This window comes from Vibrio hepatarius (genome assembly GCF_001274785.1).
In the GTDB taxonomy this organism is placed as follows: Bacteria; Pseudomonadota; Gammaproteobacteria; order Enterobacterales; family Vibrionaceae; genus Vibrio; species Vibrio hepatarius.
Genome location: NZ_LHPI01000008.1, coordinates 277,214 through 292,816, shown reverse-complemented (window position 1 = coordinate 292,816; position 15,603 = coordinate 277,214). Strand labels below are relative to the sequence as shown.

Genomic DNA, 15,603 nt, shown 5'->3' with positions numbered 1-15,603 from the left:
AAAGAATTTTACTTGGCGACCATAGCGCTTTGGACCCACCTGATTCCATGCCGAACTCAGAAGTGAAACGAAGTAGCGCCGATGGTAGTGTGGGGCTTCCCCATGTGAGAGTAGGACATCGCCAGGCTTTAAATTTAGACTTAAATGTCTAACCAGTGCGGAGCGGTAGTTCAGTTGGTTAGAATACCGGCCTGTCACGCCGGGGGTCGCGGGTTCGAGTCCCGTCCGCTCCGCCATGTATTAGAAAGCCTAGTCGAAAGACTAGGCTTTTGTCGTTTATGGCGCGTTGTTTCTTTTTTGGGGAAATAGAGTCTCAGTTGTGTGTAACTCTAGTCTCTCTCCTCTTACACCTCTTATTCTAGACCTCAGTGGAAGCGCTGGGGTCTTTTTGTTTGTGTTGAGCATTTGGATATAGGATGGATATCTCCAAATGCTCAGTCATACCAGCTTATCGAATACATATAAAAAAGCCCAAGTCGAAAGACTTAGGCTTATGTCTGTTCTCTAGTGAGTTTCTTGGCGCTACTTTTAGGCTTGGCTATCTTTTCTCATTCAGCGTCCAATCGTAATCATACTCAAAGTCACCTTTGAGAGAACTTAGTTCAGGGCGGTATCGAGCTAGATGATTGATTAGATCGGATTGAGAACCGAAATCTGTCGCAAACCATTCGTAGATCGAAGATAAGCGAACTTGCTTACCTGTGACTTTTACGCCTTTATCACTATTGATGAATGATTTGGCGGCTTGTTCTAGTAATTGCTCGCTATTAGTAGCGGTGAAAGCCTGAGTTTGTAGATTTGGACAACCTAAACTTGCACAGTTCACTGCGTAATGGGTTCTTGGGTCTTGCCAAATCGGTCTTAAAATTCGGTGTTCAATATCGTTTAAGGTGAGCTTTTTATTGTTTATTACCACTACCTCTTCTTCCCACGGCCCAAAGCTAAATAGTCCACCAAGCTTGGTAATGGATTGGACTGGATACGCATCTAGGATCAAATCTACCGTGAGCGAGTTATATAGGTTAACCCAGTAAGCATACTGCTGAGCTTTGCTCAGTTTGAGTGGGTTGATGGAAGAGAGCTCTCGAATATAGTCCTTCAGGTTCTGTTTATCAGACGAAGATACACTGCGGTAGCGAAATAGCGTGTTTTCTCCCTCACTAACAAGGTATTTATCCAATATCGCTTGCCATTTTTGGTGATTGACCTTGATGACAGTACCCTCGTTAGAGGTATTCCAATATTGCCACAATTCGGACTTAGGGGCAGCGAATGTACTCAATGAGAATAAAGACAGGGTAAGTAGTAACAGTGCTTTCATTTTCGTAATATTCATAAGAGATAGGTGTAGATAAGACCGAATAAATCAAAGATTTGTTTCAAATAAAAAAGGCTGGCCTAAGCCAACCTTTCTCTGCATCAATTCGCTTACTGTAAGAAAGCAGGAATCTTACTTTCGAACTCTGCAATCTTGTCTTCATGCTGAAGTGTTAAGCCGATATTGTCTAAACCATTTAGCAAACAATGACGACGGAACTCATCGATTTCAAACGAGTACTCTTTCCCGTTTGCTCGCACTTTCATCGCTTCAAGGTCAACTTCAACCTGCGCACCTTCGTTTGCTTCAACAAACTGGAAGATCTCGTCAACTTCTTGCTCAGTTAAGCGTACTGGCACCATTTGGTTGTTGATTGAGTTGCCATAAAAAATGTCGGCAAAACTTGGCGCGATCATCGCTTTGATGCCGTAATCGGCCAAAGCCCATGGTGCGTGCTCGCGTGAAGAGCCACAACCAAAGTTTTCACGAGCGAGTAAAATAGACGCGCCTTTATAACGTGGGGCATTCAGGATAAAGTCTGGATTTGGTTGTTCGCCAGCATCATCTAGGAAACGCCAATCATGGAATAGGTGTTTACCAAAGCCAAGGCGAGAAACCTTTTGTAGAAATTGCTTTGGAATGATCGCATCGGTATCGACGTTTGCCGCGTCTAGAGGAACTACCAAGCCTGTGTGTTGTTTAAAACCTGACATGTTAGTTTCTCCTTAGTCCAACTCACGAATATCAACAAAGTGGCCAGCAATTGCAGCGGCGGCTGCCATCGCAGGGCTTACCAAGTGCGTACGGCCATCACGGCCTTGGCGTCCTTCAAAGTTACGGTTTGAAGTCGATGCACAGCGCTCTCCAGGACCTAAACGGTCATTGTTCATTGCCAAGCACATCGAACAGCCTGGTAGGCGCCACTCAAATCCCGCCTCTTTAAAGATAACGTCTAGGCCTTCCGCTTCCGCTTGCGCTTTAACTTGCTCAGAGCCCGGAACAATCAGAGCTTGAACATGAGCTGCTACTTTACGACCTTTAGCGACAGCTGCCGCAGCGCGCATGTCTTCAATACGCGAGTTAGTACACGAACCAACAAACACTTTGTCGACTGGGTAATCAGATAGAGATTTGCCTGCTTCTAGCCCCATGTAAGCTAGGGCTTTCTCAGCCGATGCTTTTTCGATTGGATCTGCAAAGCTCTCAGGAGAAGGGATGGGAGCATCTACTGAAATTACCTGACCCGGGTTAGTCCCCCAAGTGACTTGCGGTTTGATGTCCGCTGCGTTCAATGTCACAACCGCATCAAATTCAGCGTCATCGTCTGTTTTTAGTGTTTTCCAGTATTCAACAGCAGCATCAAAGTCCGCACCTTTTGGTGAGAACTTACGGTCTTTGATGTATTCGAATGTCGTTTCATCTGGTGCGATTAGACCAGCTTTAGCGCCTAGTTCGATCGCCATGTTACATACCGTCATACGACCTTCCATCGAAAGATCACGGATAGCTTCGCCGCAGAATTCAACCACGTAACCGGTACCGCCCGCAGCCGTAGTTTCACCGATGATGGCTAGTACGATGTCTTTTGCCGTGATTCCCGGAGCCACTTTGCCTTTGACTTCGATCTTCATGGTTTTCGCGCGAGCTTGTTTTAGCGTTTGAGTTGCCAATACGTGCTCAACTTCAGACGTACCGATACCGAAAGCTAATGAACCGAAAGCACCATGAGTCGCGGTGTGCGAATCACCACAAACGATAGTCATACCAGGAAGGGTAATTCCTAGTTCAGGACCCATAACGTGGACGATACCTTGGTATTTGTGGTTGATGTCGTAGAGAGTAACGCCAAATTCTTCACAGTTCTTAGACAGCGTCTCCATTTGGATACGCGCCATTTCACCAGAGGCATTAATATCTTTAGTGGTGGTCGATACGTTGTGGTCCATCGTGGCGAATGTCTTGCTCACCTGACGTACTTTACGGCCCTTTTCTCGCAGACCATCGAACGCCTGGGGAGAGGTCACTTCATGCACTAAGTGGCGGTCGATATATAAGATCGGGTTTTCCCCTTCGGCTGCTACGGCCACGTGTGCGTCGTAGACTTTTTCGTATAATGTTTTGCCCATTGCTCTTCCTCGTCGTCCTTGTCACTGCAGCTGCGTTTGCTTCTATCAATCAGCTTGGTCATTTAGCGCACTAAACTTCCAAGCCAGCTTGATATCGCTGCCTTGTTGCAGCACCAATGACTTAGAGGAAGTAACCTCTGTCATTGGGGTTGTATTTATAATGACGACTTTAATCTGTTGTGTTTGTGTATTCGGTAATTATGAGTTCAAGATGTACTCAGCGATCTTATCGCCCATTTCTGACGTCGATAGTGCTGGTTTGTCTCCGGCTAGATCAGCCGTCAACTCTCCAGCTGACAGCGCTTTTGATACCGCAGATTCGATATCTTGCGCAGCCGCTTCTTCGCCTAGGCTGTAACGTAGCATTAGTGCTGCCGATAGGATTTGTGCTACCGGGTTAGCGATGTTTTTACCAGCGATGTCTGGTGCACTGCCGCCTGCAGGTTCGTATAGACCGAACTTGCTTTCGTTAAGACTTGCGGAAGGTAGCATACCCATGGAGCCAGTGATCATGGCACACTCATCGGAAATGATGTCACCGAAGATGTTTGAACAAAGCATCACGTCAAACTGTGAAGGGTCTTTGATAAGCTGCATTGTCGCGTTATCGATGTACATATGAGATAGCTCGACATCTGGGTAATCTTTCGCGATCTCTTCAACCACTTCACGCCATAGAATTGAGCTTTGTAAAACGTTCGCTTTATCGATAGAGCATACTTTCTTGCTGCGAAGGCGCGCTGATTCAAAAGCGATTTTCGCGATGCGTTCGATTTCAAAACGGTGATAAACCTCAGTATCAAACGCCTTTTCGTTCGCGCCTTCGCCTTCACGACCTTTAGGTTGACCGAAGTAGATGCCACCGGTTAGTTCTCGAACCACGACGATATCGAAACCGCGCTGAGAAATATCTGCGCGTAGAGGAGAAAATGCTTCTAACCCAGTATGAATTTGAGCTGGGCGTAAGTTGCAGAACAGTTGGAAGTGTTTGCGTAATGGAAGTAGCGCACCACGTTCAGGTTGGTCATTCGGTGGTAGGTGTTCCCATTTTGGACCGCCAACTGAGCCGAATAGTACAGCGTCAGCTTCTTCACATGCTTTTACTGTACTTTCTGGCAACGGGCAACCATGGTTATCAATCGCGATACCACCGACATCGTGTTGCTCGCGCTCGAAAGAGATACCGTGTTTAGTTTGAATCGCATCCAGCACTTTATGTGCTTGTTCCATCACTTCTGGGCCAATGCCGTCACCTGGAAGAACGGCAATTTTATACGTTTTGTCTGTCATGTTTTCCTTCACTCTAATTATTTAGATTTCCAGGGACGACTCTCGTCCCTGGAGTCTGTCTTATACTGTTGCAACTTTCTTTTGTTTTATTTCTGCAATCTGGTCTGCACGATGGATGCTGTTGATTACGTGCAGTAGTGCCTGACCTGAAGCCTCGACGATATCGGTTGAAACACCGGTACCATGGTATTTGCGACCTTTGTAGTTCGCAATGATATCTGCTTGGCCAAGACCGTCTTCACCTTCACCTTTAGCGGTTAGGTCAAACTTGTCTAACACAATATCATAACCCGTTACACGATAGATACATTGGTACAACGCATCTACTGGACCATTACCGACGGCTGCTTCACATTTCTCTTCGTCACCACATTGGATCTTGATACTGGTCGTCGCCATAACGCTACCAGATTGAACGCTTAGGTAGTTCAATTTGTAGTAATCGTCTTCTTCACGAAGGTTAGAGAAGTGCATTAATGCTTCTAGGTCGTAGTCGAACACTTGTCCTTTACGGTCAGCCAGTTTCAAGAAGTCGGTGTACAGTGCATCTAAGTTGTACTCTTCTTCTTTGTAGCCCATCGAGTCCATGTGGCTCTTCACCGCTGCGCGACCCGAACGGCTCGTTAGGTTTAGCGCTTGGTTCTTTAGACCAATTGACTCAGGCGTCATGATTTCGTAAGTGCTCTTGTTCTTCAACATACCGTCTTGGTGAATACCTGAAGAGTGGCTGAATGCGTTCGCGCCGACGATCGCTTTATTGCTTTGGATCGGCATATTACATAGTTGGCTCACCAACTTACTGGTACGGTGGATCTCTTCGTGCTTTATGCCAGTATGTACGCCTAAGAACTCTTGGCGAGTCTTGATGATCATCGCGATCTCTTCTAGCGAACAGTTACCGGCGCGCTCACCGATACCGTTGATCGTGCCTTCGATCTGACGTGCACCCGCTTGAACGGCAGCGATCGAGTTGGCGACTGACATACCTAAGTCATCATGGCAGTGCACAGAAATGACCGCTTTATCGATGTTTGGTACTCGGTTAAACAGCGTTTGGATAATACCGCCAAATTCGCTTGGCACGGTGTAGCCAACGGTATCTGGAATGTTGACTGTGGTGGCACCCGCCTTAATCGCTGCTTCGACCATACGGCATAGATTGTCGATTGGCGTACGGCCAGCGTCTTCACACGAGAACTCAACATCGTCGGTATAGTTACGCGCATGTTTTACCGCGTTTACTGCCATTTCAACTACGTCGTCGTAGCTACGGCGCAGTTTATCTTTAACGTGGATAGTTGAGGTTGCTAAGAAGGTGTGAATACGGAATTGGTCAGCAACTTTTAACGCTTCAGCGGCAGCATCGATATCTTTCGCAACGGCACGCGAAAGGGCACAAACTCGGCTGTTTTTTATATTTTTAGCGATGGTTTGTACGGATTCGAAATCACCTGGAGAAGAGATAGGGAAACCTGCTTCGATAACATCAACGCCGAGCCTTTCAAGCGCATAGGCAATCTGCAGTTTCTCTTTAACTGTCAAGCTTGCTGACAACGCCTGTTCGCCATCACGCAATGTGGTGTCGAAAATAATGACCTGATCGTTCATGTGTGCTTCCTTATTTGATTTTGATGCAATCGGCATCAGTTAATCGTTTACTTCCGGTATTTAGATATAAAAAAACCCGCATCTGGATGCGGGTTTTAGCAATTCTTGTTGTGGTTATTTTTCTTCCACAGCCTACCCGCGCGATGATTTCACGATAAGGAGGAGGCTCAGCAGGATAGAAAAATTAATTGTCATTGTTATATAAACCTATCTAGGTGTTAAATAAACCACAAATTCGAGTTAACAAATTAGTACCGCACTCTCTGGGACACGTCAACCGTAAAAGTTGAAATCGGTTAATTTTTTTCCTAATAGGCAAAATGAATAAGTCACGCTTATCGCGATGAACTGCTTTCTTTTTCTTTTAAAACAATATGTTGTAATGGAACTTCTCGACTTAAACTTAAATGTCCAACCAGAAGTAGCGTAAAACCTTGCTCTCGCTGCCAGCTAAGTAGCTTGCCTACTAACTCAGGATTGGTGCAAATATCGGGATGTGACACGATTAGTAATCCGGGATCACGCAGCAGGGCTTTCACCAGTAACAGGTGCGCATAACACGATGGAGATAAGTTACGTCCCAGTTCACTTAATGTCTCGTCCAATATTCCGTCAGGCAATTCAAAGTGCATCAACAGCGTTTCTAGCTGTGAAGGGGAAGTAGAACGAGGTAAGTTAGCGCGTATCGTCCCTCGTAGCAGGCTGCTAGAACGGTCAACTGTAATCACGCTTTTATTCAGGCTGCGCTGCGAAAGCCATTCCAAGCGGCGACCGGAAATAGTGATGCGTCCGGACAGTGGCGTGTATTGCTTGGTTAAACACTCTACTAAGAGATGGGCGAGTCCATTGTCTTTAATCTTCACTATGCCGCCAGCTTCGATATGCTGCGTGAGTGGCTTCATTTCTGCATTCAGCTTTAATTGCTTAAAACTGAGTGAATGCGATAGATGGGCGACTAACCTAGTGGCTTTTTCTGCTGGCGGTGGTTGTGCGTTCTCCAATGCCAGTTCGAGCCTCGCTTTTGCAGCGTAGAAGGTGATCGCGTAGCGCCAGCTCACCGTTAGTTGAGTTAACGAGTAAAACAACAATCCCAGCGTTAAGGTTACCGCGGCGAGTTCACTTTTCTCTAAGGTTTGATTCCACAGGAAAAAGACCAACACGGTTAACGTCATCACTTGGGCAATCAGAGTACTGAACTTATTGATAGCCGCGTGATATATGGTTTGTTTGACCGAGCTAGACGCCAGTCTGTCACTGTGGCGGGCTAAGCGTCGGGTTTCTCTGTTCAGTTGATTAAATTGATTAATAGAACTGCTGGCGATGATGGTTTCACCAAGGAAACCACTTAACCGTCCTCGGTCTCGTCTGATCTCTAGTGCTATTTGGTACATCTTCGGCGTAAGCAAGCACATTGCCAGTAAGCAAAGGCTGCTCAGACCAACGGCAAACCAACCGAGTTGATGCCAGTGTACACATAAGAACACAGACAACCCCAGTGCCGAAAGCGAGTGTATCGTGAGCTTAGGGATGCCGATAGATGCCCAATTTTTGATCTGATTGCTGTCGGTGATTAGGCGGCTCATTACCACGCCAAGACGTTTTGGCGCAAGCTGAGATGGCGCGCCGACCAAACCTTGATATAACTGGCAGCGCACGGCTTTGACGTAGTTTTGTCCCAGTTTTTCGGCGCAATAACTCTCCACGACAGACAGTATAAAAACGCCCAGAGTAGTGGCAGCCAACGCGTATATCCAGATATTAAAGTCGCTGGACTGCCAGAGCGTTTTTAACAGCATGACGCTAAATACGCTGGCCAAGGCGATACTGACGCCGACGCCTATCAAGGCCATCAGCCAGTATCGACGAGTGCCAGCAAATATCGGGACTAATCTCATGCGATTGCGCTAAAAGTTTGAGTGGTCGCCAACAGTGATTTCGCTGTTTCTGGATTCGCCAAGTCTTCCAAATCAAGTACGTTGAGCTGCACTTCGTCGGCGGCTTCGCGCGCGGCAAGTGGTGAGCAACAAATGCGTCCACTGATCGCCGGTACGTGATAGCCTTCGCTCTTCAGCCACTCAGCTCCAGCCGTTGCGCCCAGAGATTCTCGAGCAGTGAATACCACGTTTTTAAACAACGCTTTGTACTCTTCATTTTGCAGCAGCGCTCGGGTTTCTTGTTGGTACACGCCATCGGCTATCTCAACCACAATCGCATTACAACCTTGGTTAACCAGAGTTTGCGATAGCTTTTTCACAATGCCCATCAATTCAAATTCTTCGACTTTGAATGAGGTTGGGAAACCTGCGTCGGTAAAGTCGACAGCGACTCTTGCGCCAGCGTCCTGCATTAACCACAGATCCCCACCTGCGCCCGTTCCTGTGACTTTCATCGCGCCGACTTGATAGCCCGCTTTGGTTAGGCCGTGAATAATGTGTGCGGCAGTGGTCGTTTTACCCGCATTCATTGAGGTGCCTACCACAGTAACATTTGGCACGTTTGGTACTGATAGTGCTGGTGGAACAGAGTAGTTAGCCAAGTTGATCACGCGGCCGTCTTTATCTGCAATTAAACCAATAGGCGTAATTTCAGTCGGAAACTCGATACGTTCGTGCCATGACAACGCGTGAGCGGCGATACCACCGGCTGCGACCATATGGCATGGCGATAGATCGCTTGGGATCACCGCTTCAAACTGATCTGGTGCGTAGCGGTTGCCGTAAGCGAGGATCACTTCGTCTCCCTCGAACAGTTGCGCTTTACGTCCATCGGTACGTTCGGTGCGAGTGTGGTGACCGAGTAGCGTGATTTTCGCCAAAATGAGGTCACCTGCTTTTGGTTGGTAGCTGAGATCTTCGATAATGCTTTCCATCGCGGTTTTAGCGACTCGACGAGTAACGAAAGATTGCTTAGCTGCCTGAAGACGTTGTTTAGAAGTAGTCATGTTCATGGTGTTTTCCTTTTTTATGTGTGGTTTGTTTGAACGATTCCATTCTATGAAGACTGTGCTGACGCAAAGCTGATACGCTTGGTAAGCTAACGGTAAGGTTTCCAATGCTATTTTTACCCTGAGTTTTTCTGCCCATAAGGTTTTCACTTGCGTCGAGTTTTATCTCTATTGTGTTTTTGTCTGTTCACTGTGCTGTCGGTTGTACCAAGCACAGCGCAGGCTAATTGCAGTGAAAAACCGTCCGCGTCTACGTTCTTTAAGTTCATGAAAGAAATAAAGAAAGAGACACACCGCCGAGGAGACACCTTGCTCAAAGCTTCTGCGATCAATAAAGAGTGCAAACCCGTGTTTGAACTCAAGATCCTCGAGGCAAGCGGCAGGGTTGCGATTCGGTATTACGACGCCCACACCTATGAAGAACTTTTCCGACCCAATCCGGTGCTTATTAGAGACGGGAGTGATCGTTCGGATTCAAGTTCAGGCAGTTCAGGTTCATCTGGCGGTCGCGGCTCGTCTGATAGAGATGATGACGACAATGACAACGACGATGATGATGACGATTAAGTAGCTGAGAGTTTAAGGATGAGAGCACTAGTAGTTGAAGATAACGTTCAAGCCGCAGAGCAAATTTCCCGTTCGCTAAGCAGCCACGGTTTTGCCGTTGACGTGACCCACGATGGAAATGACGCTTGGTTCCAAGGGGATACTGAAGATTATGATATCGCCATTTTGGATCTCGGCTTACCCGGCAAAGATGGATTAAGCGTGTTGACCGAATGGCGACGAGCAGGAAATAAAATGCCAGTCATTATTCTTACCGCTCGTGATACTTGGCGTGAAAAAGTCACCGGTTTACGTACTGGTGCGGATGACTACTTAGTCAAACCGTTTGAGATGGAAGAGTTGTTGGCGCGCGTTGAAGCCTTAGTGCGCCGCTCAAATGGGCATGCCAGTTCGGTAATTAAATGTGGCGCGCTAGAGTTGGATAGCACCGCGCAGCGGGTTGCGCTATCGGGTGTGCATTTGGATCTAACTTCACTGGAATATCGTTTGATCTCTTACCTAATGAATCATCAGGGCGAAGTGGTTTCGAAAGCAACACTCACCGAGCACCTTTACCAGATGGACTTTGAGCACAACTCGAATGTTATTGAAGTGCTGGTCAACCGCGTTCGGAAAAAAATGGGCACTCAGCATATTCAAACGCGCCGAGGACAAGGATATCAGTTGAATGAGTGCGACTAGATCGGATTCCAACAAAAAGCATTCTTTGCTCAGGCAGGTTATTCGTAGCGGTGTTGGCTGGTATTTAATCGCCATGCTCAACGTCGGTGCGCTGCTGATGTACATGTTTGAGCAGCATATTGAGCAGCGTTTTGACCAAGGGCTGAAGAACCAACTCTACGCGATGGTTGCTGCGGTAGAAGTAGATAGTGAGGGGAAGGCCACGATGGGTGCTTCTTCTGGCAACCCTGTGTTTAGCCAACCATTATCAGGTTGGTACTGGCAAGTGATTGACCATAACAATCAAGTGCTGTTCCAGTCGGACTCACTTTACAGTGAACAACCGGTGCCTTTGATTGAGCACGGGGAAGATTACCAGTTTCATCGTATTGAACTTATGGGCCCAGTACAGAAACTGCGTATGGGGATCCAAACGGTTGAATATCCGCAAGGCAACAAAGATTTGCAGTTTGTGGTGTCTGGGCCTATCGCCGACATTAATAAAGACGTGTATGCCTTCGGCCGTTTATTGTTTGCCGTCTTATCTATTTTAGCGGTGACGATCGCACTGTCGATTTGGGCGCAGATTCGTCAGGTGTTACGTCCGATCAAACAGCTCGAACAAGATATCGCCGCGATTCGTTGTGGTGAAAAGCAAGAGATCGACGCTGACTTGCCAAAAGAGATGCAAAACTTTGGTGATGAAATCAACTTGCTGCTTGCCCACAACAGCGCGATTTTAGAACGCTCACGTTTACAGGCAGCAAACTTAGCCCACGCGTTAAAAAATCCGATTTCGGTTCTCAGACATGAGTTAGAAAATATTGACCAGAACTCCGCACAGGTAATGACTGAGCAACTCAACCGCTTAACGCAAAACGCGCAGACGCATCTTGCTCGCGCCCGATTGGCGGGGTCGATGAACCAACTCGCAGCGCAAACCAACGTGTCAGAAAGCGTCAGCGACATTCTGTTTTCGATGGAGCTTCTCTATAAGCAAAAGCAGCTCGAATTGGGCTTTCGTTGTCACGCTGGGGTGTATTTCCGTGGAGATCAACACGATTTGGAAGAAGTACTCGGCAATTTGATAGATAACGCGTGTAAATGGGCGACCTCAAAAGTGCAGGTTAACGTCGCGGTAAATGGCAAGCGAATAATGATTGATGTTGAAGACGATGGTGTCGGTATCCCAGAAGAGAAACGTGACCATGTCTTTAAACCGGGACGTCGGTTAGATGAAACCACCGAGGGGTCCGGATTAGGATTAAATATCGTACAGGATATTGTTATGCTCTACGGCGGCGCCGTTGGAGTGTCGGCGTCTGAGTTAGGAGGCGCAAAAGTGTATTTGGAACTGCCGGGAGGAATGAGTGATGCAGTTTAAGAGTGGGGCTTTGCTATTAACCTGCCTTGCCTTAAGTGGATGTCAGTTGATACAAACGGGCTCTAAGTTTGAAAATCTGTCGAATGAAATCATGCTGTCTCACGCCAATAAGGTGCAGAGGATCAGCGATGATATCGATCTGTTCTTTAGCCAGACTGAGCGTGAGCGTCTGCTAAACCAGTTAACCAAAGGTCTAGAAAACGAACAAAGCATGCGTTTGTCTGGTATCGATAAACATACTTCGGCGCGATGGCAGATTGAATTACAACCAACAGAGTGGTTGGCAATTGAAATCCAAAGGCAAGCGACGGCAACGGTCGACGAGCAACAAGATTTTGAATTTATGGATGTTCCTTATCGAGCGAATACAACGCTAAACATCCGGCACCAACCGTCTTTGCAAGGCAACAAGATCGGTGTGTTGGAAAAAGGGGACGTATTTAATGTAATCGCAAAAGTCTCTGAGCAGCCTTGGTATTTGGTGACACAAAACGGGGTGATTAAAGGTTACGTGCACAAAGATTATGTCTCGTCGAATATCATTTATCGCGATGTGCTCTCTACTCAGCCAAATCCACTCACAACGCCCAATTACGTGGCTCAGCCACAACAAAGTAGCTTGCAGCCGAAAGTGAATAAAAAGATCACCGGGATATTTATTTGCCGTCAGTTCAGCTATCAGTTTTTTAAACAGGCTAACAACCAATCAGGCATGTACACCGCGTGCCGTAAGCAAAAAAACATTTGGTACATCGAGCCTGTCAACGCCCGCGCTAAGTACGGCTAAACGCTGTTCTTAAACTGACAGGAAGCTTACCGCCTCCCTCAGCTTCTTGTCAGTTAGCTTGTTTTATCTTGTGTCCACAACGTCAATAATCAGTTTGGATTCAATATGAAACGCACCTATATTCCGCTTTTACTTACTCCTTTAGTGCTTACTAGCCCGAGAGCTTTAGCTGACCTATCACTGTACCAAAATGAGCATGGTGAGCTTGAAGCCTACGGTAAGCTAAAAGCTGTCTTGCACTACCAACAGCATCGCAATCCCGCCTCTAACTTTGAAGATGATTCCAGCCGCGTCGGCTTAAAAGGCAACTATCAAATCTTAGATGACGCAGCATTATTTGGTTTGGTGGAAGTCGGCAGTCACTTCAATAAAGATAATCAAGATGATTTGTTTACACTGCGATTGGCTTACGCAGGAGTGGACAGTGATTATGGCCAGGTGGCTTGGGGTAAACAAGAAGCGCTGATACACAATCTGGATAACTACGACCTGAGTAATAAATTGGGTGGGGTTGCTCACTACACGCGTGATGAAATGAATAATAAACGCAATGAGAACACCTTGAGCTACCGTTTGGACTGGAATGAATTTCGTTTTGAAGCGCAAGCAAATGGTCGACGTGATTTAGACCGAAGTGTGCGCCTGCGTAGTGGTGGTGAGTCATTCAAAGTTAATGAAGACCAAATTGATAATGGGTTGGGCTTTGGTGTGCGCTATAAGTATCAACCGCAAGATATTCAAATTCGTGTTGCGTCACAGCTCACTCATTATCAACACGGTGCGGAAGCGTTTAGTGTCGCGGCTACCGTCGTGAAAAAAGGTCAGTTTGCCAGCGAACGCGATTGGCGAGTCGGCACGACCAGCGGTTACTACATGTTGGAGGATGAGCGAGATTCTGCATCAGCTTATACATTTGGACTTAGTGGTAAGGTTCAGCTTTGGCAGCAAGTTTCGGGCTATATGGTTGCAGAGACGATTCAAGGGCGTGGTGCGATAGACGAAGGTCGAGAAAACGCATTGACTGCTGGGGTAGAGTACAATTTAACTTCAGCCGCTAAACTCTATACCGAGGCTCAACAATCTTGGTTTGATAGCAATAAAGACGATCAACGCCAACTGGTTCTTGGTGGCATTTACAAGTTCTGATACTCGATTAAACCCTCATTAAAATGGCCTTTACTGGCCATTTTTCCGTTTTGGTGCGATGGATTCGATTGTCACGGTAATACCCATAAAGCTTAATGGATTTGTCATTGTTCTCTTATAACTTGATTGCAAAAGCGACCGAGTTGGGAGTTGGTAATGCGTACTATCGAACCTATCGCCAAATTGGATTTGGCATTTTCATTGTTCTGTTTACAGCATCGTTTTTCTTACCCGCTATCAAGATTGAGTAAAGCCATTTCACATACGGGCGATGGCCACTTATACGCGGTATTGGGCGGATTAGCGTGGTGGATGGACGGTGAACGTGGGCTAATGTTTTTGCTGGTGGGATTATTGGCATTCACGATTGAACTGCCACTCTACTGGATGGCTAAAAACGCGTTTAAACGCCGCCGACCTCAAGAATTGTCAGAACTAGTTACTTCGTTTATCACTCCTTCAGACCGCTACAGTTTACCGTCGGGACATACCGCGGCGGCATTTCTTATGGCGACGCTGCTGAGCTTTTTCTATCCGGAACTAGATACTTTTGCCTTCGTATGGGCCACGCTTATAGGAGCGTCTCGAATTTTACTCGGGGTGCACTTCTTAACAGACGTAGTACTTGGCGCCTTACTCGGTCTTGGTTGTGCGCAAATCGCCTTGACGATGTTGGCTGGAGCGTAATTGATGAAGATTTTCTACGGAGTTCAGGGTACGGGGAATGGACACATCGCACGTGCTAGAGCAATGTGCCATGCACTGAAGAGTCGCGGCATTCATGCTGACTTCCTGTTTTCAGGGCGAGATGAGAAGAAATACTTTTCAATGGAAGAGTTCGGCCAGTATCAAACACGCCGGGGATTGACGTTTGTCAGCCACAATGGACAAGTTAGCTATCTGAAAACGTGTTTGAACAATAACGTGCTCAACTTTTGGCAAGAAGTCTCCGAGTTGGACTTGAGCCAGTACGACTTGGTGCTTAATGACTTTGAACCTGTTTCTGCTTGGGCAGCGAAAAGACAAGGTATTCCGTCGATCAGCATCAGCCACCAAAATGCGTTTCGTTATTCTGTGCCACTTAAAGGTGCAAGCTGGCTGGATAAAAAAATCATCGAACACTTTGCTCCGGCGCAACATCGAATCGGTCTGCACTGGTATCACTTTGACCAACCTATCTTGCCACCGATTGTCCATACCCCGGACAAACACCTCGGCAACGAAGATTTCGTTTTGGTCTATCTGCCATTTGAAAACCTTAACGATATTTCAGAGTTGTTGTTTCGCTTTAGCAGTCAGCGCTTTGTTTGTTACCACCCAGAAATCATCGAAGATGACTTAGTGGAAAATGTACAGTTTTTACCGCTAAGCTTTGAAGGTTTCCAGTATCACCTTCACCGCTGTAGTGGGGTGATCGCCAATGGTGGTTTTGAACTGCCGTCGGAAGCGCTCACTCTAGGGAAGAAATTATTACTCAAACCGCTGTCAGGACAGTTTGAACAGTTAAGCAATGTGGCAACGCTCGAAGACCTTGGCTTAGCCACTTGTATGGATATGTTGGATGCATCGATTCTGCGTCACTGGTTGGATGAAGCGCAGGCAGAAAGCGTTAATTATCCGAATGTCGCTGAGGCGATAGTTGACTGGTTGCTACAGGGGAATTGGGGTAACCAAACCGAGCTTACAACCCGCTTGTGGGACAGAGTCGACTTCCCCAGTTATGTCACCAATATATGAGAATAAACTATCGTACTACGTCAAAATAATGATGAA

14 protein-coding genes, 1 tRNA gene and 1 rRNA gene are annotated in these 15,603 nt (G+C 46.8%); 9 read left to right on the top strand and 7 right to left on the bottom strand.

Annotation, left to right across the window (positions count from 1 at the left end):
• Positions 1–11 precede the first annotated feature (11 nt).
• Both rrf and AKJ31_RS10750 read left to right on the top strand, forming a co-directional pair.
• Positions 12–127: ribosomal RNA gene (gene rrf, locus AKJ31_RS10755) — 5S ribosomal RNA — on the top strand.
• A gap of 32 nt (positions 128–159) precedes the next feature.
• A tRNA-Asp gene (locus AKJ31_RS10750) sits at positions 160–236 on the top strand.
• Between the two features lie 302 nt (positions 237–538).
• Here AKJ31_RS10750 and AKJ31_RS10745 read toward each other — a convergent pair.
• The 7 genes from AKJ31_RS10745 to AKJ31_RS10715 form a co-directional block, all read right to left on the bottom strand.
• On the bottom strand, positions 539–1,321 hold the full coding sequence (locus AKJ31_RS10745) for a DUF547 domain-containing protein (RefSeq protein ID WP_053409092.1): 783 nt from the start codon (positions 1,319–1,321) through the stop codon (positions 539–541).
• A 107-nt stretch (positions 1,322–1,428) separates the two neighbouring features.
• On the bottom strand, positions 1,429–2,031 hold the full coding sequence (gene leuD / locus AKJ31_RS10740; RefSeq protein ID WP_053409091.1) for a 3-isopropylmalate dehydratase small subunit: 603 nt from the start codon (positions 2,029–2,031) through the stop codon (positions 1,429–1,431).
• Positions 2,032–2,043: 12 nt separating this feature from the next.
• The gene (gene leuC, locus AKJ31_RS10735) at positions 2,044–3,444 is read right to left on the bottom strand and encodes a 3-isopropylmalate dehydratase large subunit (protein WP_053409090.1); all 1,401 of its coding nucleotides are present in this window, start codon (positions 3,442–3,444) and stop codon (positions 2,044–2,046) included.
• 198 nt (positions 3,445–3,642) lie between these two features.
• The gene (gene leuB / locus AKJ31_RS10730; RefSeq protein ID WP_053409089.1) at positions 3,643–4,734 is read right to left on the bottom strand and encodes a 3-isopropylmalate dehydrogenase; all 1,092 of its coding nucleotides are present in this window, start codon (positions 4,732–4,734) and stop codon (positions 3,643–3,645) included.
• A 60-nt stretch (positions 4,735–4,794) separates the two neighbouring features.
• Positions 4,795–6,342 (bottom strand): 2-isopropylmalate synthase, encoded by a 1,548-nt coding sequence (gene leuA / locus AKJ31_RS10725; protein WP_053409088.1) that lies wholly within the window; start codon positions 6,340–6,342, stop codon positions 4,795–4,797.
• A gap of 335 nt (positions 6,343–6,677) precedes the next feature.
• On the bottom strand, positions 6,678–8,237 hold the full coding sequence (locus AKJ31_RS10720) for an ABC transporter transmembrane domain-containing protein (RefSeq protein ID WP_053409087.1): 1,560 nt from the start codon (positions 8,235–8,237) through the stop codon (positions 6,678–6,680).
• Positions 8,234–9,289 (bottom strand): P-loop NTPase family protein, encoded by a 1,056-nt coding sequence (locus tag AKJ31_RS10715; protein ID WP_053409086.1) that lies wholly within the window; start codon positions 9,287–9,289, stop codon positions 8,234–8,236. The genes AKJ31_RS10720 and AKJ31_RS10715 overlap by 4 nt, the downstream gene beginning before the upstream one ends.
• A gap of 147 nt (positions 9,290–9,436) precedes the next feature.
• Between AKJ31_RS10715 and AKJ31_RS10710 the strand changes: the two genes are divergently transcribed.
• From AKJ31_RS10710 to AKJ31_RS10680, 7 genes are all read left to right on the top strand, one after another.
• A complete protein-coding gene (locus AKJ31_RS10710) occupies positions 9,437–9,853 on the top strand; it encodes a hypothetical protein (protein WP_157052344.1) in 417 nt (138 codons plus the stop codon).
• Positions 9,854–9,871: 18 nt separating this feature from the next.
• Positions 9,872–10,534 carry a response regulator transcription factor gene (locus tag AKJ31_RS10705; protein WP_053409084.1) on the top strand — a complete coding sequence of 221 codons (663 nt, stop codon included), beginning with the start codon at positions 9,872–9,874 and terminating at the stop codon, positions 10,532–10,534.
• The gene (locus tag AKJ31_RS10700) at positions 10,521–11,897 is read left to right on the top strand and encodes an ATP-binding protein (protein ID WP_053409083.1); all 1,377 of its coding nucleotides are present in this window, start codon (positions 10,521–10,523) and stop codon (positions 11,895–11,897) included. The genes AKJ31_RS10705 and AKJ31_RS10700 overlap by 14 nt, the downstream gene beginning before the upstream one ends.
• Positions 11,887–12,684: an SH3 domain-containing protein gene (locus AKJ31_RS10695; RefSeq protein ID WP_053409082.1), complete on the top strand. Its 798-nt coding sequence runs from the start codon at positions 11,887–11,889 to the stop codon at positions 12,682–12,684. The genes AKJ31_RS10700 and AKJ31_RS10695 overlap by 11 nt, the downstream gene beginning before the upstream one ends.
• A gap of 105 nt (positions 12,685–12,789) precedes the next feature.
• Positions 12,790–13,830 carry a porin gene (locus AKJ31_RS10690; RefSeq protein ID WP_053409081.1) on the top strand — a complete coding sequence of 347 codons (1,041 nt, stop codon included), beginning with the start codon at positions 12,790–12,792 and terminating at the stop codon, positions 13,828–13,830.
• A 156-nt stretch (positions 13,831–13,986) separates the two neighbouring features.
• On the top strand, positions 13,987–14,517 hold the full coding sequence (locus tag AKJ31_RS10685; RefSeq protein WP_053409080.1) for a phosphatase PAP2 family protein: 531 nt from the start codon (positions 13,987–13,989) through the stop codon (positions 14,515–14,517).
• Between the two features lie 3 nt (positions 14,518–14,520).
• Complete coding sequence (locus AKJ31_RS10680) at positions 14,521–15,567, top strand: MJ1255/VC2487 family glycosyltransferase (RefSeq protein WP_053409079.1); 1,047 nt, start codon at positions 14,521–14,523, stop codon at positions 15,565–15,567.
• Positions 15,568–15,603: the final 36 nt, after the last annotated feature.

Bases quoted from the DNA above. Each gene is read 5' to 3' on its own strand.
- AKJ31_RS10745 (WP_053409092.1), bottom strand. From the start codon at position 1,321: ATGAAAGCACTGTTACTACTTACCCTGTCTTTATTCTCATTGAGTACA.
- leuD (WP_053409091.1), bottom strand. From the start codon at position 2,031: ATGTCAGGTTTTAAACAACACACAGGCTTGGTAGTTCCTCTAGACGCG.
- leuC (WP_053409090.1), bottom strand. From the start codon at position 3,444: ATGGGCAAAACATTATACGAAAAAGTCTACGACGCACACGTGGCCGTA.
- leuB (WP_053409089.1), bottom strand. From the start codon at position 4,734: ATGACAGACAAAACGTATAAAATTGCCGTTCTTCCAGGTGACGGCATT.
- leuA (WP_053409088.1), bottom strand. From the start codon at position 6,342: ATGAACGATCAGGTCATTATTTTCGACACCACATTGCGTGATGGCGAA.
- AKJ31_RS10720 (WP_053409087.1), bottom strand. From the start codon at position 8,237: ATGAGATTAGTCCCGATATTTGCTGGCACTCGTCGATACTGGCTGATG.
- AKJ31_RS10715 (WP_053409086.1), bottom strand. From the start codon at position 9,289: ATGAACATGACTACTTCTAAACAACGTCTTCAGGCAGCTAAGCAATCT.
- AKJ31_RS10705 (WP_053409084.1), top strand. From the start codon at position 9,872: ATGAGAGCACTAGTAGTTGAAGATAACGTTCAAGCCGCAGAGCAAATT.
- AKJ31_RS10700 (WP_053409083.1), top strand. From the start codon at position 10,521: ATGAGTGCGACTAGATCGGATTCCAACAAAAAGCATTCTTTGCTCAGG.
- AKJ31_RS10695 (WP_053409082.1), top strand. From the start codon at position 11,887: ATGCAGTTTAAGAGTGGGGCTTTGCTATTAACCTGCCTTGCCTTAAGT.
- AKJ31_RS10690 (WP_053409081.1), top strand. From the start codon at position 12,790: ATGAAACGCACCTATATTCCGCTTTTACTTACTCCTTTAGTGCTTACT.
- AKJ31_RS10685 (WP_053409080.1), top strand. From the start codon at position 13,987: ATGCGTACTATCGAACCTATCGCCAAATTGGATTTGGCATTTTCATTG.
- AKJ31_RS10680 (WP_053409079.1), top strand. From the start codon at position 14,521: ATGAAGATTTTCTACGGAGTTCAGGGTACGGGGAATGGACACATCGCA.